Raw genomic sequence first — 20,647 nt, forward strand, 5'->3', positions numbered from 1 at the left:
AAATTTAAGGGTGATTATTTTCGGAATATAGCTACCATCCCCATTTCATTTATATTTATCATTCCTTCAACTACTTCACTACATGAAACTTAATAACTATAACCCAGCAATAATTCCTCTTAATAAGCCTTATAATACCTTTTCCACGAAAAGGAATTAGTCATTTTTTGTCGAATAATATCAATTATATTCAATATTAGACTATACTGGAGGCATTTATGAATCAACTAGAAGCATTGCTCAAAGTAGCTCCATTATTACAAAAGCTTTATAAGAACGAAGAAACTATGGTTGCCATTACAGATCGTGAAAAATTTATTTATTTAGAAGCAGATCCATCTATGATTGTTACTGCAGTTGGAGAACCAACTATAGAGGGTGATGGTCTATATGAATCGATGCGTGATAATGAAACCTACTATGTTGAAATTCCTAAAGAGGTTAGAGGCATGGCATTCAAGGCAGTAACGATGCCTGTTACCGATGATGACGGTGAGATCATCGGATCATTCGGCGTAGGATGGTCTCTAGCTCAGAAAGATGCTCTTATTGCTGCAGCTACTAATCTAGCAGCTTCTTTGGAACAAATCTCTGTCTCTGTTACCGATATTGCGGATAAGGCCCAAACTTTGACCACTGCGCAAGAACATACTTCAGAGCTTATGAAACAAATAAGTCAACAAGCGAAACAAACCGCAGAAATCTCTAAATTAATTGAAGAGGTCGCTGATCAAAGTCATTTACTTGGTCTAAATGCTGCAATTGAAGCTGCTCGTGCCGGGGAACATGGACTTGGTTTCGGGGTAGTGGCTAATGAAATTCGTAAGTTAGCACAACATAGTCGAGATGCGGTAAAAAATATTGAGGGTAGTTTGAAAGATATTAATCAATCCATTCAGAACGTAGCGGATAAAGTTGCTAAAAGTACATTGATGATTCAGTCACAAGCAGCCGCTACACAAGAAGTTACAGCGAGTGTTGAAGAACTAAATTCACTTTCCGAAGTATTAATTGATATGGCCAAATAGTTGTCTCTCTGATAAAAAATAAAGTCTATCATATTATTCCTCAAGGAATTGTACATATTTCATCATGCCACCGTTCATACTATGGGTACTTATGTGGAGGTGAAAATGCATGGGAGAAAAAACAGTATTCAGTGCAGGTGAGAAAGCGCCCAATACCGCTCATTATATCGAAATTGGTGAAAAAAACCACGTTATGGGAGTTAAAAATCCACTGAAAATATCATTATCTGCTGGGGATACATTCCCAAACACTTCAAACCACAATCGGAAGTGGTCTAAGGTGGAGAAAGATTAAATAAGTTTTGAAAATAGTCTATCCGATAAAACAATTATAAGTATGAAAAATCTGCCTTCTAGTTAAGAAGGCAGATTTAATTTGTATAAGAGATAGCTGCATCGCGGTCCATTAGACTCGTATTCTAAGTAGTAGCCTTTTTCAAATGGAGCTTACTTACCCCATACTTCTTCAGAAATTTCTTTAATGAATTTTAATTTATTCCATTGTTGCTCTTCTGTCAGAATATTACCTTCCTCTGTAGAAGCAAAACCACATTGTGGGCTAAGGCAAAGTTGATCAAGAGGAACATATTGTGCCGCTTCATGAATACGAGCGATAATAGCTTCTTTCTCTTCTAACTCTCCGATTTTGGAAGAGACTAGACCAAGAACAATTTTCTGTCCTTGTACATGCTTCAATGGCTCAAATGAACCTGATCTGTCTGTATCGAATTCCAAATAAAATGCATCATAATCTGTAATGCTGAATAGTGTTTTCGCGACTGGGTCATAGCTACCTGCGCCAGCCCATGTCGATTTGTAGTTACCACGGCATACATGAGATGTGATGACAAGATCTTCTGGCAAATTAGCTACAGCATGCTTGTTCAACTCAGCATATACTTTACCGATATCTCCGACAAATATACCTTCTGCTTCTCTAGCATTAATGAATGATTCATCACAAAGCATTCCCCAAGTGCAATCATCAATTTGCAAGCTACGACAACCCGCAGCATAGATTGCTCTAATAAAACCTTGATACGCATTAGCGATATCATGCAATAGCTCATCAAAATTAGGATAATGTTGTTGTAATGCTGCTTGATTTTCAAATCGTTGAAGCTCAAGTAATAGTTGTGCAGGAGCAGGAATCGTTTGTCTAGCAATCGCATTTTCGCCCGCTACTTCTTGCAAAAATTTAAAGTCATTAATAAATGGATGTTCACTAAATCCGATTTTACCAGTTACACGTGCAGTTTCTGGACGTGACTCTACACCGTGGAATACATAACCTTGAGGTACTCCTGCTTTTTCAACGCCATCAAGTCCCCACATAAAGTCAAGATGCCACCAAGAACGTCTAAATTCTCCATCCGTTACAGCTTTTAAGCCAACTTCTTTTTGCTTCGCTACTAGATTAATTATCTCTTGATCTTCTACCACTTTTAATTGCTCGGCTGTAATTATTCCATCTAGAAACTGTTGACGTGCTTGTTTTAATATTTCTGGTCGTAGGAAACTACCTACGACATCATTTTTAAATGGTGAATTGTGATTAGTGCACATGTATAATCTCTCCTCTGAATACGGATCTTTTTAGTTATTTCTTCCTTGAACCGCGTCTCTTAGCTGTTGAATCAAGATTACCATAGCCAAGCTAATCATAAGTAACGCTAATAATCTATATCCAGGTATAGATTGAAACTATAACGAACTTAAAAGTATTGATCTATTCAATATGATGGTGTAAAGCTTCAATATACGATTCTGCAAGATGTGACAAACTTACATTTTTATGTGCAATCCATCCGATTTCAATATCATCAACGATCTCAAGCGGTACCGGTATTATGTCATTACCATTAAGATCTTTACTCAGTACACCTGATGAAATGGTATAACCATTCAAACCAATTAATAGATTGAATAATGTAGCGCGATCAGTTACTTTAATACTTTTCGGACGAGAAACCGTACTTAAAATTTCTTCAGAGAAATAGAAAGAATTATATTCTCCCTGCTCAAAGCTGAGGTAAGGATATTCCTCTAGATCTTCCATCGTCACAGATGTTTGCTTCGCTAAAGGATTATTGACACTTATAAATACATGTGGTTTAGCAATAAATAAACGATGAAACACTAGATTACCTTCTCTAAGTAATTTCGAAATAACTTTCCGGTTGAAATCATTAAGAAATAGAATACCAATTTCACTACGCATAGACTTTACATCATCGATAATTTCATGAGTTTTCGTTTCACGAAGCGCTAATTCATATTCAAGTTGACCATGCTGTTTCACAAGTTGAACAAATGCGTTCACCGCGAACGCATAATGCTGAGTAGATACCGAGAAATGTTGCGGAGATGGAGCAGCATCCAAGTAACGATTTTCTAATAGTTCAGCTTGCTCTACAACTTGGCGTGCATAGCTAAGAAATTCAATACCTTCCTGAGTTAACGTTATTCCTTTATTGGTACGCTCGAAAATTGTAATGCTTAGTTCATTTTCAAGCTCTTTAATTGCATTAGAAAGGCTCGGTTGCGAAATAAATAGAAATCTTGCTGCTTCATTCATTGAGCCACGCTTATTAATTTCAAGTACATACTTCAATTGTTGTAATGTCATCAGTTCCTCCTACAGACATAATATAATCTCATCATAACGAAACCTGATTATATTGGCTAGTGCTACAAAAAAAAGCATATGCATTTTGATATGCACATGCTTTTCCATCCATATTAAGGTCAACCTACTTTATGTCAATTAACGAATTGTTTTTAGCGCAGTAGACCAAGGAATAACTTGATCAAGCATTTGATTCACAGAATCAGCTTGAACTTCTTTTGGCTTGAATACTGTACCATTTTCGAAATCAGTGAATAGAGAAAGTGCAGGATGCACACGAACATCAGCGACTAGTAATTCTCCAAGAATTCCACGTAGATGCTCAGCTGCACGTGCTCCACCTACTGAACCATAGGATACGATACCAGCAGCTTTGTTGTTCCACTCTTCACGAAGGTAATCTAACGCGTTTTTCAATGCACCAGTAATAGAGTGATTGTACTCTTGAACGATAAATACGAAACCGTCACAATCTTTAATACGAGCAGACCATGCACCTACTCCAGATGCGTCTCCACCAGGTTCACCTAAAAGCGGTAATTTGAAATCAGCGATATCAATAATTTCATATTGAGCATCATTACGTTGGTCTGCTATGCTCTTCACCCATTCACCAACTTGCGGACTTACACGACCTTCACGAGTACTACCTAGAACGATACCAATTTTCAACATTTCAATTCCTCCATTATTTTCATCTTTTTTTGTACCAAATAACTTACTTAATATGCCCATTTTACTCTTATTACTCCTTTGTAAATTCGATTGTGCTTCTTACTGTATTAATAGGTCTAACTTGACTTTCAATCTGTGCACGCTTCGGCTCAAGGAATGGTGGCAGTGATAATTTTTCACCAACTGTCTCATATTCCTCGTCTCCCATGAAACCAGGTCCATCTGTTGCCAGTTCAAATAAAATTTGTGGTGCAACACGTGTATATAAAGACTCGAAGAAATGTCGATTAACATATCCCGATGTGTTAAACCCAAAACTTTCAAATCTCTCTGTCCACTCATCTAAGACAGCTCGATCTTCAACGCGGAAAGCAGCATGATGCACTGTTCCAAAACCTTGTCTGGCAGGAGGTAAGCTGTCATTATGCTCAACTATAATTTGAGCCCCATTACCACCTAGACCGCCTTCAAACAAGTAAAAGCTATCCTCTTGTGCAATTTCTTTGAAAAGCATTACTTTCTCAAGCATTTCCTTGAAGTATTTAAAGTTAGCAATACGAATGAAGATTGGACCTAGCCCAGTTATCGCATATTCCAATGGAATATGACCTTTTTGCCACGGCGTTCCTGATTCAACACCGCTGTTGTTCTCATCTGAAATTAGCTGATATTGTTGATCATCAAAATCGACGAATGATAATGTCTTCTTACCAAACTGTTCTTGTATACCATTATGTTCTACTTTTAGTCGATCAAAACGTTTTACCCAATATTGTAGAGCGGCATCCGTCGGAACGCGGAATGAAGTCTTTGAAATTTCATTCGTTCCATGAACTCCCTTTGGAATGTTCGGAAAATCAAAGAACGTCATATCTGTCCCAGCAGATCCTTTATCATCCGCAAAGAATAAGTGATACGTTTGAATATCATCTTGGTTAACTGTTTTCTTTACTAATCTCATACCCAATGTATACGTAAAAAACTCATAATTTTTCTCTGCACTACTCGTTATCGCAGTTACATGATGAATACCTTTTAATTCATTAACCATTTCTACACCCCTCATTTTTGCAGATTAGATTATTTTCTTATAATGCACAATTCGAGTGCAAACCATTATATATCTTTAATTTAAGATATATAATAAAAACTAAGATCAACACTTTCTTAAGCAACTTATTTTCATGTATTTATTCACAGATACATTTAATAACTACCCATTGATAAAGTGTTTTGATTATATTTCAAAGTTAAGTATCTTTAACTTAAGACAATGTTATCATGAGTATTCTTCTTTGTCAAACAAAAAAATACTTTTAATTAGTTCTTAATAAATATATGCAAGCGACGCTGCTTACTACATGGTGCCGCTCGCATTTTTTCTATATTTATCAAGGTAACTTATTTTGCAATTCGTTCCATGTACTAAGTGCTTCTGCTCTTGAGTTTGCTGGTGCAACGATCCATAAATCTTTCGTCGTTTTTAAATCTTTTTTCATTTCCGTTTCTTCCGCCGTATTCGAATCACTATCTAACGGTTCAAATATATTGATGCTTATTTTGGAAAAATCATCTGACATTCGGATAACTCCATTAAAGCTTGAACTCACAGTTCCATTTAGAAAGGATGAGATATCTATAAAACCAAATAAGTGATTGTCTACTTCTTGGAGAAACGAAATATAGCTTGAATTCTCAACTTTTGTAAACTCATTATTATGAATACTAAATGTCCCTTCAAATCTCTTGTAGTTAAACCACTGTGTATAGTACTTGCCTTTAATCGTAATTTTCGTATTTTCTACAATTGTTCCATCGTCCATACGAAATTGAACTGCAGAGAGTTCTTTATCAATGTTATGTGGAATACCTGATATTAAATATAATATCCTCGTAACAATAGCTAGACAAATTAAAGACACTATAACGATTATAATTGGTTTAATAATTTTATGTAGCACATCACGTTTTTTCTGAGCAGCTATAAATTTCTCATAGGCAAGTTCTTTCTCTTCCGCAGATTCAGTTTCAAATTGTGATATTTTATACTGATATGCAAATTTATGTAATGGAGTACGGCTTACTTCAACTGACAACCGTTCAACAAGATGTTTGGCATCTGAGATCACTTCCTGCTGAATACGTTCAATTGCTTTGATAACAGCAAGATCTTGATTCTCTTTTTGAGGTGAGACATTAAGTTGTTGAGACAATATGTCATTTATCTGCTCAGGTTGAGTTTGTAGTGCAATTATATGCTCCATACTAAAATTCCATTTTGTAAGAGCTGCGGTTACTATTAACTGTTCTATGTTGTCTTCGGTATATATATAATGCTTCTCACCATTAATGGTTTCAATATTAGGAGATATCAGCTTTCTTTCTACACATTCAAGAATCAATTGTTCAGTAAGACTTGTTCGAGAACAGACTTCCTGTATTTTCATGCTTATTTTAACTCCTCTTCATCCCGATACTACTATCGTGTAACAAACGTTAACCATAATTAAAATAATGTATATCGCTATCATCACTTATAACTTGTAATCGTATTATAATATAACACTCCAATAATTCCCATGTTTATTATATTTTCTCTGCAACTGAATCATTTCATCACAAATAATCGATACAGAACAAATGTTCGTATATAATAGTGGTTGAGGTGATAGAAATGAACGAAAACATATCTTTTCAATCGACTAAGCAACATTGTTGCTCCTATATGACCACTTACTCTAATTACGATCAGTTATTACAGGAGATACTAATTTCAAAATCTCAGCATGTTATGATTGAACTTCAATTATTTGATGATTATGAAGACTTACGCTTAATAGGCATAATCGAGGATATCGATACGAAGAGTGGAACGATTCGAATAGATGGTGAGTGGTTTCAACTCAATAAAGTCAAAGGGATATCGCGGTAATTTAATATTGTACGATAGAAGTAAATAATGGCCGCATCTGTTCACATCATCAGTGAGCAAATGCAGCCTATTGAAATAAAGGAATATAATAAGGTTCTTCACTTATTTATTTCATATGAGTAATGACTCATTGTTCTACACATAGTCTCCTGGTGCCGTTTTACTACTCATCGCTACTCCAAAATCTGTATAGATTCTTTGGCTTAGATTATTGCCTCTATCCTCTGCAATATGGTAGGCAAGCACCTGGAACGGAATGACAAGAACAAGCGGTGCCATCCATTCATTAATATCGAGATCTAATCCAATCGTACGAGTATCACTTGATGCTTCAAGTTGGATACAATACGTATAAGCTGTGTACTTACTTTCATATTGCTTTAATCGTATCATACGATCTCTAACCTTACTTTCTGTTTCAATAAAGAAAATACGATGTTCTTTATTAACTTCCAAATAAGGACCATGCATAAATGCTTCTAGCTCTATACCTCTTGTCGGCACGCGGACAGTCTCAATAAATTTCGTTTCAAATTCATTTACCGTTCCAACAGAAGGGCCATAACCGACAGCAGTAAACTTAGGTGCTATTAGAAGTTCTTCCTTATACTGTTCATAGAAAACTTCAGTTTTATTAATAATTCGATGAATAGAACGACATGCAATATTAAATTGATTCAATTGACTTTGAACTTCTTTTTCAGTAACTGTACCACTCAATTGGCCTATACGTAATCCTACAAGCATCAACGTTAATACGGTTGCTGTGAAACCTTTCGTGACATAGCCTACTCGCTCTTTGCCACAACCTACATCAACCATAACGTCTGCAACTTCAGACATTGTGCTTTGAACATCACTGGAAAGAGCCGCAATTGGAAGGCCACTCTCTAGTTTAATTCGTTCTAGCGCGCCGATAGTTGACGTACTTTGACCGCTTTGTGAAACACCTACAATATAATCGATGTGATCTGACAACTGATCATAATTAGTGAAATGAAATGGTTCTCTTACATCCAATAGCGCACCAGTCATTTTCTCTACATAATAGCGAGCACTTTGTGCCGCGTTTATACTAGAACCAGTTGCAAGAACTAGCCAGTACTTTTTCCCAAGAGCTTGTCTAGCCATTGCCTCCACACTACTTGGATATTGACTTAAAATCTGCAAGGTCATTTGCTCTTGCTCAAGAATATATGACTTCATCGTTGGCTTAATCTCCATCCTAATCCTCCTTTTCCATCTCGTCATACTTGATGATGGAATTTATCTGTATATGAACTACATGCAATGCGTAAGATCTTCTCGTGGATCACCTGACAAATGACCTTCTCCTGACTGGATGATCATTCGCGGATCGGGAGCCAAATATCTTGCTGCATTTCGCAGTACCTGACGAATCTCCTCTTGATAATAGATCGGGAAAGTCTCATGGCCAGGTGTGAACCCGAAAACCTTCCCTCTTCCACGATCATAAAGAACTCCACTTCGGCAAACATCTCCGCCTTCCCACCATGCGATAAATAATAATTTATCGGGATCTGGGATGATCATAGGTTCTCCGTACATTTCATCTTTTGGAATCTCGATAAAGTCAGATATTCCTTGGCAAATAGGATGACCTGGTGTAATTACCCATAAACGTTCCTTCTCGCCTTTAGGCATTGTGCGAAAACGTCCCCATTCACCCGCTTCGAATTCAATTCCTAACAATCGTTGCCATGGCTTGGAGAACGTTGCAGAATGTAGTGCTACAAAACCCATACCATCTTGCACGACACGTTTGCATACCGCATTAGCTACCCTATCGTCCAATAAATTATTATCGATATGACTCCACCAGAATAGGACGTCTGTACTGTTAAGCACTTCATCACTTAGACCATGCTGTGGCATATCTTGAGTAGCTATCGTAACAATAAATTCTTTGTCATCGAAGGCTGCTGCAATCGCTGTATGCATGCCATCGGGATAAACACTTTTCACAGGCTCATGTTTATCCTGATTATGTTCACAAAAAACGGTTACTCGTATTTTACTCATTGTAAACTCCCCTTCTTTGATGATTCGGGTAATTTATTGATCAAATTAATATCTACTGCTCAGAATCAAGTTCTTGGATAAACTCAATTTCTTCTCCATCAAAGCCGATAACATAAGCAAAATACATATAAACGGGCTTTGGTTTTGCTTCCAAAATATCTGCATAAGTAGGTTCAAGCTTAGGTTTAGCACCAGCTGCAATTGCCCGTTGATAGCTTGCTTGAATATCGTCAGTTCGAATGGCAACATGTAACCAACGCCCCATTGGCGGAGTTTCCTCTTGACCACCATCGAATACTTCAATACAAGCGCCATCTCCCATATCCATCATATAGACTCGTTGATCACGCCCCCATATATGCTTAATAGTAAAGCCCAAACCTTCTTGATAAAACTTTATTGTTTCATCAAAATTAAAAGAAGTCATCCCAATATGGTGAACACTTGGTTTAGTAACGTTCATCCTTAATCTATCCTTTCACCGCTCCTGCAACGGAGTTAATATAATTCTTTTGGAAGAAGACAAAAATAATGATGATAGGTACGATTGAAATTATTGTTGCTGCAGCAATATAACCAAATTGGAAGTTAAATGCCCCTTGAAGATTATTTAGCGCTGCTGCGATAGGATATTTATCCGAATCGAGTACAATAATCGGCCATAGGAAGTTATTCCATTTGTTAATGAAATCAAAAATAATAACTGTAGAAACGGTTGGCATAATTTGAGGCACCATGATGCGATACCAGATTTTAATCTCTGACGCACCATCAATTCTAGCTGCCTCCAGAACCTCATTCGATACGGAGAAATACGCTTGACGAAATAGTATAATACTAAATACGGCAACTGAGCTTGGTATAATAACAGCCCAATAACTTCCCATCATACCAAGCGCACCCACTGTTATATAATTGACGATAAGTCCCGCAGCCGCCGGAAGAATTTGCGTTACTAGTAGAACAGTAATAATTAACTTTTTTCCGTAGAAATCGAATTTCGCAAGTGGATAGGCACATAATGATGCAAAAATCACATCTAGTAAAATACCAAAGAAGGTCATATATAATGTATTCCATATATATTTGTGGAGTTGTAAAAACTCTACAACGCCCACATAGTTTGCGAAAGTTGGATTCTGAGGTATTAACGCCATCTCGTAAATGTTTTCATTGCCCTTAAAGGATGTACTTAACATCCAAAAGAATGGTCCAGCACATATAATAGCTACAATGATTAAGATGACATATAAGAGCGCTTTTTTAGCCATTGTCTGATCCGCCCTTTCTACCATAAATAAAGATTAATAAACTGAAGAGCGTCGTAATAACACTCATAACTAATCCTGCTGCTGCAGAATAACCAAATTCAAAGGAACTAAACGCTTTTTTATAAGTATAGAGATTCATAACCATCGTCGAGCCATCAGGTCCACCTTTTGTCATTGCAAATACCACATCGAATACACCTAGCGCTGATAGTACACTAAATAGTGTACAGAACCAGATATACGGTTGTAGCATTGGAAGTGTAATCTTGAAAAATGCTACCCTTTTATTCGCACCATCAATCATTGCTGATTCTAGTAACTCCGCTGGAATAGATTGAAGACCTGCCAAATATAGCATCATATAATAACCAAGACCTTGCCAGATGGTAACAAACATAAGAGAGAATAATGCATATTTCGTGTCAGCAAGAAAATAAATGGGAGAATTGATAATACCCATATCAAGAAGTAAGCTATTAATTATTCCATCCTGATTGAAAATAAAACTCCACATAATAGAAATAGCAATCATCGACGTAATAACCGGTATATAATACATCACTCTGAAAAATACGATACCTTTTAATTTAGTGTTAACAACTACAGCCAATAGAATAGATAAAAATTGCAATACAGGCACACAAGCCACAAAAAGAGCAGAGTTTTTCATAGCAATCCAAAATTCTTCATCTTGGAAAGCGCGGTTGAAATTATCGAACCCCACATAATGTGTATCACCTATCGCTGAATAATCTGTAAATGCTAACGGTATGCTGTATACGATCGGATAAATAACAAATATAGAAACTAGAATTAACGCCGGTGCCATAAAGAGATAAGAAATAAAACTCATTCGAAGCTTTTTGTTCATTTTCTTCACTGGCTTAACGTTATTCTCTGTGGGAATATAGCTTGAAGCCGCGCTAGTACGTGCCATATGATTCATCTCCTTCATTGTGTGGTCCGCTACTCTCATTACAAGAATGAGGCAAACAAAGGACAATTAAAGATGGATCTGACAGATAACTTTTCTGTCTGTCAGATCCAAAATAACTTATTTCAATAACGCATTTACTTTAGCTTCTACATCAGTTAGTACAGTTTGAGGATCTTTATTAGCTTGCATGATAGATTCGAACATGCCGTTAATTAACGAGATAACTTCACTTTCCTTCTCAACTCCGAGACCCAAATCAAAGCTCACTGCAGTCGCTTTGGCTGCTTCAGCGCGTGCTTGACCTGATAACGTTTCTGTATCAGATGTGAAGAATGGATCTGCAGCAGCTGTTTGCGTTGTTGGCATAATTGCTGCTAGTTTTGCGAATTCCAATAAATACTTATCACTTGATACAAATGTCGCGAATTTAATCGCTTCCTCTTGATTCTTGGATGCTTTAGGAATAGCTAAACTTTGAAGAGCTCCTTGAGCAATCCCAGCGTTCCCAAGTAATGGTGCTCCTACTGCAGTTTTACTAACAGATCCTGGAGCTTCATTTTCAATTCTGGTAACCGTTTGTGCACCAAGACTAATTAGAGCTAGCTTATCTTGAGCGTATAGCTTAATCATTTGATCCCAGCTATTCCAATCCGTTTTAGGCATCCAACCTTCGTCTACACCTTTTTTAAGTTCTGTTAGAAGTGCTACTGCCTCTGGTGTATTAAAAGCTGCTGACTTCTTGTCTACACTTAATAGCTCGATACCATTACTGTAAAGCACTTGTGCCATCTCATTAGGGAAATACAGGAACGCACCAGTGTTATCTTTCACTTGTTTAGCCATTGCAAGCATTTCTTTATAGTCTTTCGGTGGGCTATCAAGTCCTGCTTTTTGAATTAGTTCTGTATTGTATGTGGAGATTGGAGGAGTTACATACCAAGGTATCCCATACATTCCATCACCGATCATGTTCGATTTTGTAAGACTTTCCAAGTATGGCGCTAATTGTTCTGCACTTGCAGCAGTATTTAGATCAACTAGTGCATCCTTACCAGCCATACCAAGCAATAACGTAGTCCAAATATTCACAACGTCCGGTGACATGCTACCAGCAATTTGTGCTACTAATTTGGATTGCATCGCATCATAAGGCAGATCTGTCCATTTAACTTTGATTCCCTCATTCTCACTTTCAAAATCTTTAATAATTCCGTTAATGTAATCTGTAAAAGTAGGTTGTAATGATAATGTCCAGAACTCTAGCGTCACATTTGATTTCTTATCTCCACCAGTATTGCTTTTCTCTGTATTTACATTTGCTGGTTTAGAATTCCCTCCACATGCTGCTAGAACAAAAAGCAATGTAAATGTCATTAAGATAGCTAATGTTTTCTTCATTTGCAATTCCCCCTAATTTGATATACACCAAAAGTCATTTTGTTTCAGTAAGCGTTGTCATTCATTTCATTACAAGTTGCATACTTTTTAGATCTCGTTCAGCGACATCTAGCTTACCTCCTAATGTTACTGCTTCATTCTCAATCGCAAGCCATTGACAATGTTGTAAGTGACATTGATTGATAATAGTTGACCAGCTATTTAAATCAACCGGTGAGGCTATCGCTGTTTCAATCCCCCCTTCCAAACTATACGGTTTAGCATGAACAACCTTAATTCTTCCTACTGCTTCCTGTAATGCTTTCACAGGATCATAATGAGCCTCTAAGCAATTTCCAGTATCAAGCTCTAGAAAAATAGATGGTTTCGTGTGTTCAAGCAATATATTCCATGGCGATAAACCATCGAAATCATCTTCAAATTCATGTGCATGAGTATGGTAGCCTAATGTCATACCCGCCGCTTCAACTTGCACTGCAATTTCATTCATTTTTTTGGCATGCGCTAGCCAAGTTTCCTTATTATTTTCTGCTGCTGTATGTGCTACATTCCAAGGACCACCCAAACACGGAATAATGATATTAGGATTTCCTAATTCATGGTGGTACTGTAATGTTTCAGCGATTGTCTCAGACTGTAGTAGTTTCCACTCAACATGCCAGCCGCATATTTCTAATTCATTGACTTCCAACAGTCGCTTCACATCAACCGCTGGCCAGCTAGTTTCTCCATAAAATTCAACTCCCTGATAGCCCATTTTTTTAATAGCTGAGAGTGTTTCTTCTAGGCTTTGCTGAAGCTCTTCATATACGGTATACATTGCAAGCGCTAATTTCATTATCAATTAGCCTCCTCACCCTTTGTTAACCAATTAATAGTGTTAGTAGCTAACTTAAGCATTTCCGGATCATTTTGCATTTCAAGTGTATGACCTTGACTTATTGCTACCAATTTACCTGAACCATAGGCATGACACCAAACACTAGCAGCTGTAATATCAACTGAAGTCGCACAAGCTAGCAGATTCGTTCTAGTAATATCGACCTGACAGAAATAATGCTCGTCTTTTTGGGTAAATGGTTGAATCCCTTTCGTTATCGGATGATCAACATTCAACAGTGGTGTAACAGTAACTGATGTTTGTTCAGGATGATGAACAAAACGACCGGAATTCAGTTTCACATAGAATGGACTCTGCTCGTCAATAAGTACAAGACCCGCATGATAGAACAATATACCCATACCAGCTTCAACCTTTTCAATGACAAGCTCTTGTTCTTCAAAAGTAATATCAGCTTCTCCATCAGGTCGACCATTCGTATAAAGAATTGCAAGATCAGGGCTTTTCTCCATCTCAATTAAATCTCGTAAACGCTCAGTTGTTGTCACTTCCCACCCTTCTGCAAATAGCTTTTGAACAGCAGGAGCAATCACTTCTTTCGGATGATAGAAATCATTCCAAATAATTACGACTTGTTTTTTCATAGTACTTACACTCCTTTTGACGTTTCATTTATTAATATAAAGTTTCTTGCTTAGCAAAACCAACTGCTGCTGCTCCGATTAATCCGACCACTGCTGGATCCAGTTGTGATAACTGCACACCTTTATGAACTGATTTCATTGCTCTAATATGAAGTCGTTTAGGTAACTCTGTGCGCATCCAACTACTCCCTGCGACGCCTCCACCTAATAGAATAAGTTCAGGATTTGTTACTCTAACCAGATTAATAATTAACTCTGATGCTGCATCCACTGCATCATGTGCAATGAGCCTCGCAAGTGGATCGCCTTCATCAGCAAGAGCAAATATGTCTCTTGCATCTACAAAACCAAGTGAAGCAAGTTTGAGTAGAGGTGATTCCGGATATCGCTGACCAAGTAACTTAATCCGTCGATCCATTCCTCCACCTGAAGCAAGTGCTTCTACACAGCCAAAGCGCCCGCAAACACAAGGTGTATTACTTTGATAATTTACTGATAAATGACCGATCTCTCCTGAATCATTCTGATAACCTCGAATTAAGTTTCCCTCTGATACAAAGCCGGCCGCGATACCTGTTCCAATATTTAGATAAATAAAGTCCTTACTGTTTTGCCCAAGTCCAAACCTTAGCTCAGCTTGAGTAGCTGCTTTCACATCATTATCGATGCCAATTGCCATTTGGAAGCGATCTCCTAATATGTTAGCAATCGGTATCGGGCTTTTGCGATCAGGATCTATCATGATCCATTGACCACTACTTTGATCAATGAGTCCCACAATTCCTAAACCGATCACTTCTGGATATGGTTCAACAAAACCCACTGTCGAAATATAATCTTCTATTGAAAGTAATATAAGTCGTAGTGCTTGCTCTTGATTAAGAAATCCTGAGGGATACTGCTTACTTCGCAATATCTCCCCTGACTCATTTACCTGCCCAATTAATAGTTTCGTTCCACCAAGATCTACCCCAAGTACCGTTCTTTCCATCACTTTCACCACCTAGTTAGAGCGAATCTCAATTTTATTTTGCATGATACCATTAGGAATCAGTACAAGAAGCCAAGGTTTATTATCATGTTCTATAAGTGCTGTATGCTTTGTTACTTGGCCAGGACTAGCTGTCATAACTGGAGAAGTCTGTATATTGTTAGCACGACATTCGAAGCTAACTTCATCATCACCAGTCACCAAAATTTCAATATGAACGGACCGTTCTTCTACCTCATACTTGATTGCATAATTATTAAATTCATTTGTAAGTTCATACTCTGCGCCATTTACAATCGTTAACTGTGTAGATTTCTCGTCGCAGATGAACTTATACTCACCACTTGGAAGTTCTAGACTGAACTCACCTGTTCGAATTGCAGTTTGCACACTATATTCCTTCCCAGTAAGCAAACACACTGCTCTTAGTAACGAATCTGCATGTTCTGACAGCCATCCGTAAACTTTAGATTTTTTATTAATATGACTAGCAAGTAATAAGTAGCGAACACTTGGATGGATCCACATTTCTCGATAAACTGCATTGTTACTCTGTGGCCAATATGGAACATCCTCATTACGATAACTTTGGATACCTACACATAACGAACCGCTCAATGACCCAGGTAAACAAACATATTGTGCTGCATAATTATAGCCTTCGCCTAGCATTAACGATTGACCGAATGGATTTTTCCCGACGATCCACTCCAATTGTCTCTGCGCTAGTTGTTCAAGTTCGTAATCATTTCGAATGGTAGCACCATAAGCTAGAGCATTACCAGTACCAAGTACTAGACCATTATTTCCTCGATAACTGAACCAAATCGGATATCTTCTTAAATAGTAGCCTTTTCCTAGCGCTATACCATTTCTAACTTGCTCCTTGTATTCATCGAGCATTCCAGGATGTGCAAATGCTTGCTGTTTCAGGAATAGCTCAGCATCATTATCCGCTTCATCCTCGTGATATATCGAAGCAGGACTCATCTCATAAGGAGCTGTAATCGCTATAGACTGTTTACAGTATTCTGTATAAAGAACGATAGAATGATACCAACGTGTCCAGCTCGGATGATTCGGAAGTAACTGACATAATAAACTTAAGGCCATTATTGGTTCGTGCTCATGCGATCGATGATTATAATGCTGAATCTGATTTTTCTTCTCATCTCTATAGAAGAATCCAGTCATTGGAATATCCCAATCTGGATAATCTTGCTGCTGACATGCCATTACTCTCTCCGCAATCTCTATCGCTTTCTCCAAATAGTACTCATCACCATCTACCTCATAAATATGACAAGCTGCTAGTACTCCCACACTATACAGAAGAACTGGTGAGGATACGCGCGCTGGATCCATTGCCTCGGTATACTCTTCAAAGTCGATCTTCTCATATGCGAAGCCCCAATCTTCTTTTGCAACTTGCTTTAAGTATCTGCTTTGCTCCGGATCAGCGTCCTTCAGTACCATTGATGCTAATGCTTCAGCTGCAGATGCCATGAAATTCTCAATTGCAAGGTTTTGCGCTTCACTATTCATTTGATCACAGCTACCAATAATGTTACTCGTCCAGACTGAGCCGCCACTTCCCATTGTTCGATATCCATCACCAAAGCGAGTACGAAGCATCCAATCTAATCCCCATTTTCCTTCTTCAATCAATCTATCGAATAATTCAATATTATCTTTTTGATTAATTGCTGCTTGGAAGAAGGAATAGACTCCTTCAGCAGTGTTGGTCAAATTTTGAGACATATCAGCTGCATCATGCCATCCGCCATTTGCGACTACGCTTTTGTCACCATGATGATTAAGGACATTACCATGACAGTACTTATGCACTCCAGGGACCTCGTATCCACATCGTTCTGCGAAAAACAGATTGATCGTCTTCCAAATCGAGTTTTCCCAAACATCATCAGCTATCGGGAAGGTACGGGTAATCTTCTCACCACATACAATTAGATAGTTACCTTCGTCTTTCACCACTGAGAAGTCCATAATCGCGAATTTTCCTTGTTCATTCTCAATGCGTTCAAGTTCACTCTCGAACACTACTTTACCAGTGCTAGCATCTACTACTTTGAAACGGTCTGCTAAAGTATGATGAGCGATCGCTCTCTTAATTGAGCCTGTTTGATATCCAGTACCACAAAATATAATTTCGTTTTGTGCAGGTTCCCAACCAATCCACTTAGCTGTTTTTTCTAACTTCTCTAATTTAATCTGTGAGAAGTAAAAACAAGCATGATCCACTGCTTCTGTTTCATTACCTACCATATCGTAACCAATTTTGAAGGCTGTAATTTTATCTCTAGCAACGTTAGGAATTTCTATACTTACATGGTTCCACTCATGATTTCTCAAATTAATATTGTGACATCCCTCACGTTGATATCGATCCGGCACTGGCTCCTTACCTTCGTTCACAAGTTGAATATGTAAACTTACGAACTTAAAACCAGGCATTTCAGGACGAATACTTAAGGAAATACGATCAAAGTCAGTCCAATCTTCATTATTCACAACCCGAGTAAGATAAGGCGTATAGTAAATTCGTGCGTAACTACCCGGCCAATGATCAAATCTTGTGGGGGATACAAATTTAATGTTTTGTTGTTCATCTAAACAATAGTCAGAGCTTAGCGACATCTGTGCAGCACTATCAACCTCCCAAAACTTCAGACTAATACACTCATCTAACACTCTAGACGCTATTACCGTTGTATCTTTAATACTATTTTCAAAGTATTCTGCTTCATCTAGCGGTAAAGGACGATGAACCATACCACTTTCTTCTAGTTGCTTATAGAACATGCTGTTGCGCATAGGGCATTATCTCCTGTCGAGTATCATAATTATTCGCAATGTGTAACGATACACACCGTTTGTAAATAGAATATATCAGAATTCAAACCAATCGTCAACAGGAAACCGCTTACTTTTTAATGAATTTCAAAATATTTATTATACATACCGAATAAATATTAATAACTTGTGTAATAATCAAACAAAAAAAGCACTGACAAATGATATCAGTGCTTTTTTTGTTTGTTTTACCTATATAAAGGAAAAAGTGTGTATCGTTATATATCAGTCTTATATCCTACTTTTACAACTTTCTCTAATGATTAGATTAGTTTTAAGTACTATTCGTTCATCTGATATTTCAGGAGTATTAACCTTTTGAATAAGACGTTTAATACCAGTATAACCAAGATCATATAAAGGTTGTCTCATCGTTGTTATTCTTGGACTTGTTGATCCGTAGTCTGCAGGATCCTCATCATCAAAACCTATGATAGATATATCATCAGGTACAGACAACCCAGCCTCCTCTAATGCTTGCATTGCACCAAACGCACAAATATCCGTAGCAAAAAATATAGCATCAGGTAAGTTACCTGCGTTAATCAATTTCTTCATCTCTCTATATCCAGCGGTGTAGTAAGAACGATCCCCCCGCGGGAAGCGGTCACCATCATCAAAAACAGTCTCCTCTGGATCATAGGAAGGATGAATAATTAGATCACTAGAAATCGGAATTTGATAGTCTTGTAGCGCTCTAATATATCCATTCATCCGTTCTAACGTAATTTTTAAATTCATATTTCCTGCCATATGCGCGATCCGCTTATGTCCCTGTTTAATCAAATGCTCAGTCGCTCGGAAAGCTCCATCAGCATTATCAATAACGACTTTATCTACCTGTATTCCTTCAGCGTCATTCTCGATCAGCAAAAAGGGGAAAGTTGATTCCGCTAATTCGGATATTAACGTATCATCTGATGTTAAACTACCATAAATAATTATACCGTCAACTCTTCCTTGTGTTAAAAAATTTACATGACGTCTCTTTTTTTCTAAATCACCATTTGAAGAGCAAAACATTACATTGTATTTATTTTCTTTATCAAAATCTTCTGCTCCTTGCTCAAGTCCAGATATCAATCTAGCAGCAAAAGGAGCACATAAATTATCTAATACAATTCCGATGCTTTGTGTTTTTTGCAATACTAAGGAACGAGCTAGCCCATTTGGACGATAATTCAACTCTTTAATAGCCGTTCGAATACGCTCTTTCGATGCTGGACTCACCCCAGAACGCTCATTTAAATATCTAGAAACAAGCGTAGTTGACAGTCCTGCACGCTCCGCTACATCCTTAATTGTTGCCATTGAAACAACTCCTAAAACAAAATTTCAATTATAATTCAAGATTTCTCCAGTCATAGATAATACATGTTTTGGAGGTAGTCTTACTTAGAATTGATTGATAAGCAGCATCACAATTTCGGGGATCTGCTAATTCATAAATACCTTTAACCTTCAGGTCACCATCTTTAATCCACTGCATGCATACTGCAAAGTTACCATAATTACTAGCAGGAATAAAGTCGATGGGATGCTTCGGAATACTCCACTCCCATCCAGAAGTAATTGTTACAAATCCGTAGAATATCTTTTGAAGTAATTCGTGAGCAAATGTATCTGTACCTCTATACCAAGGAACACCTACTAAAGATAGCTCGCCACCTTTACGTAGCACTTCTAAAGCACTCAATGTAGCCTGCTCAGCACCTGAACATTCTACAGCAAGACCGATATTTCCTTTTACCGGAATATCTTGAACTTTTTCATATACATGCCGTATTCCACACTCTTGCGCAATTTCCCTTCTATTCGCACCAGGATCAACAGCATAGACTGGATAACCACAATGTTGAAGCATCTGTGCGCACATTAATCCTACAATTCCCAAACCAGTAACAAGCACAGGTTCAATCGGACGGATTCCAGTTTTCAACATACTTGTCATTGAGATTGCCGGAAAACGACAAAGAACGGCTTCCTCCGGCTCCATACCTTCAAGCATAAGTACAGTATCACTAACATCGACGATATTATAAAGTGAATGAGGAGCGCTTGCAAATACTTTGTCCCCAACTGCGACTGTTGTAACTTGATCACCTACCTCAAGCACCTCCAAAATCGCCGCATAGCCTGTTTCCATCGGATACTGTTCCGGCTTAAAATCTGCCATGTAGCCACCAGCCTCGGAACCTGAAGATATTAATGAAACTAGTGTTTTACCTAGTATTTTCGTACCTTCTAGTTTAACATATTGCAATTCCTCTTTTCGTAGCTCAGCCTTGCCTTTTGATACAAATTTTACACATTGATTAATAATTGTGTTCATAGTTGGCACTCCTTTAGAATTAGAAAGATTACATTACAATCAGTGTGAATCG

20 protein-coding genes are annotated in these 20,647 nt (G+C 37.7%); 3 read left to right on the forward strand and 17 right to left on the reverse strand.

Going from position 1 to position 20,647, the window contains the following annotated elements:
• The first annotated feature begins 218 nt into the window (after window positions 1–218).
• Complete coding sequence (locus tag NAG76_20650) at window positions 219–1,028, forward strand: methyl-accepting chemotaxis protein (GenBank protein ID URN94203.1); 810 nt, start codon at window positions 219–221, stop codon at window positions 1,026–1,028.
• 109 nt (window positions 1,029–1,137) lie between these two features.
• Complete coding sequence (locus NAG76_20655) at window positions 1,138–1,323, forward strand: YjzC family protein (protein ID URN94204.1); 186 nt, start codon at window positions 1,138–1,140, stop codon at window positions 1,321–1,323.
• Between the two features lie 152 nt (window positions 1,324–1,475).
• Here NAG76_20655 and NAG76_20660 read toward each other — a convergent pair whose 3' ends face one another.
• From NAG76_20660 to NAG76_20680, 5 genes are all read right to left on the reverse strand, one after another.
• On the reverse strand, window positions 1,476–2,594 hold the full coding sequence (locus NAG76_20660) for a 5-methyltetrahydropteroyltriglutamate--homocysteine S-methyltransferase (GenBank protein ID URN94205.1): 1,119 nt from the start codon (window positions 2,592–2,594) through the stop codon (window positions 1,476–1,478).
• Window positions 2,595–2,757: 163 nt separating this feature from the next.
• Window positions 2,758–3,657, reverse strand: a complete 900-nt coding sequence (locus tag NAG76_20665) for a LysR family transcriptional regulator (GenBank protein ID URN94206.1) — start codon at window positions 3,655–3,657, stop codon at window positions 2,758–2,760.
• Between the two features lie 138 nt (window positions 3,658–3,795).
• Complete coding sequence (locus tag NAG76_20670) at window positions 3,796–4,392, reverse strand: NAD(P)H-dependent oxidoreductase (protein URN94207.1); 597 nt, start codon at window positions 4,390–4,392, stop codon at window positions 3,796–3,798.
• Between the two features lie 10 nt (window positions 4,393–4,402).
• Window positions 4,403–5,398 (reverse strand): ring-cleaving dioxygenase, encoded by a 996-nt coding sequence (locus NAG76_20675; protein ID URN94208.1) that lies wholly within the window; start codon window positions 5,396–5,398, stop codon window positions 4,403–4,405.
• A gap of 325 nt (window positions 5,399–5,723) precedes the next feature.
• Window positions 5,724–6,779, reverse strand: coding sequence for a MerR family transcriptional regulator (locus tag NAG76_20680; protein ID URN94209.1), 1,056 nt, complete (start codon window positions 6,777–6,779; stop codon window positions 5,724–5,726).
• Between the two features lie 227 nt (window positions 6,780–7,006).
• On the opposite strand from NAG76_20680, the gene NAG76_20685 reads away from it, so the two are divergent.
• On the forward strand, window positions 7,007–7,264 hold the full coding sequence (locus NAG76_20685) for a hypothetical protein (GenBank protein ID URN94210.1): 258 nt from the start codon (window positions 7,007–7,009) through the stop codon (window positions 7,262–7,264).
• A gap of 135 nt (window positions 7,265–7,399) precedes the next feature.
• On the opposite strand, the gene NAG76_20690 is transcribed toward NAG76_20685, so the two are convergent.
• From NAG76_20690 to NAG76_20745, 12 genes are all read right to left on the reverse strand, one after another.
• The gene (locus tag NAG76_20690; protein URN94211.1) at window positions 7,400–8,488 is read right to left on the reverse strand and encodes an SIS domain-containing protein; all 1,089 of its coding nucleotides are present in this window, start codon (window positions 8,486–8,488) and stop codon (window positions 7,400–7,402) included.
• Window positions 8,489–8,545: 57 nt separating this feature from the next.
• Window positions 8,546–9,307, reverse strand: coding sequence for a ThuA domain-containing protein (locus tag NAG76_20695; GenBank protein ID URN94212.1), 762 nt, complete (start codon window positions 9,305–9,307; stop codon window positions 8,546–8,548).
• Window positions 9,308–9,359: 52 nt separating this feature from the next.
• Window positions 9,360–9,770: a VOC family protein gene (locus tag NAG76_20700; protein URN94213.1), complete on the reverse strand. Its 411-nt coding sequence runs from the start codon at window positions 9,768–9,770 to the stop codon at window positions 9,360–9,362.
• Between the two features lie 7 nt (window positions 9,771–9,777).
• Window positions 9,778–10,578, reverse strand: coding sequence for a carbohydrate ABC transporter permease (locus tag NAG76_20705; protein URN94214.1), 801 nt, complete (start codon window positions 10,576–10,578; stop codon window positions 9,778–9,780).
• Window positions 10,571–11,515: a sugar ABC transporter permease gene (locus tag NAG76_20710; protein ID URN94215.1), complete on the reverse strand. Its 945-nt coding sequence runs from the start codon at window positions 11,513–11,515 to the stop codon at window positions 10,571–10,573. Before NAG76_20710 ends, NAG76_20705 begins: the two co-directional genes overlap by 8 nt.
• Window positions 11,516–11,632: 117 nt before the next feature.
• Window positions 11,633–12,913, reverse strand: a complete 1,281-nt coding sequence (locus tag NAG76_20715; GenBank protein ID URN94216.1) for a sugar ABC transporter substrate-binding protein — start codon at window positions 12,911–12,913, stop codon at window positions 11,633–11,635.
• Between the two features lie 61 nt (window positions 12,914–12,974).
• On the reverse strand, window positions 12,975–13,751 hold the full coding sequence (locus NAG76_20720; protein URN94217.1) for a sugar phosphate isomerase/epimerase: 777 nt from the start codon (window positions 13,749–13,751) through the stop codon (window positions 12,975–12,977).
• 2 nt (window positions 13,752–13,753) lie between these two features.
• Entirely contained in the window at window positions 13,754–14,398 is a 645-nt protein-coding gene (locus tag NAG76_20725) for a ThuA domain-containing protein (GenBank protein ID URN94218.1), read from the reverse strand.
• A gap of 31 nt (window positions 14,399–14,429) precedes the next feature.
• Window positions 14,430–15,389 carry an ROK family protein gene (locus tag NAG76_20730; GenBank protein URN94219.1) on the reverse strand — a complete coding sequence of 320 codons (960 nt, stop codon included), beginning with the start codon at window positions 15,387–15,389 and terminating at the stop codon, window positions 14,430–14,432.
• A 12-nt stretch (window positions 15,390–15,401) separates the two neighbouring features.
• Window positions 15,402–18,224: a glycoside hydrolase family 9 protein gene (locus NAG76_20735; protein URN94220.1), complete on the reverse strand. Its 2,823-nt coding sequence runs from the start codon at window positions 18,222–18,224 to the stop codon at window positions 15,402–15,404.
• 270 nt (window positions 18,225–18,494) lie between these two features.
• Window positions 18,495–19,574 (reverse strand): LacI family transcriptional regulator, encoded by a 1,080-nt coding sequence (locus NAG76_20740; GenBank protein URN94221.1) that lies wholly within the window; start codon window positions 19,572–19,574, stop codon window positions 18,495–18,497.
• Window positions 19,575–19,602: 28 nt separating this feature from the next.
• Entirely contained in the window at window positions 19,603–20,595 is a 993-nt protein-coding gene (locus NAG76_20745) for a zinc-binding alcohol dehydrogenase (protein URN94222.1), read from the reverse strand.
• Between the last annotated feature and the right edge of the window lie 52 nt (window positions 20,596–20,647).

The organism is Candidatus Pristimantibacillus lignocellulolyticus, assembly GCA_023639215.1.
In the GTDB taxonomy this organism is placed as follows: Bacteria; Bacillota; Bacilli; order Paenibacillales; family Paenibacillaceae; genus Pristimantibacillus; species Pristimantibacillus lignocellulolyticus.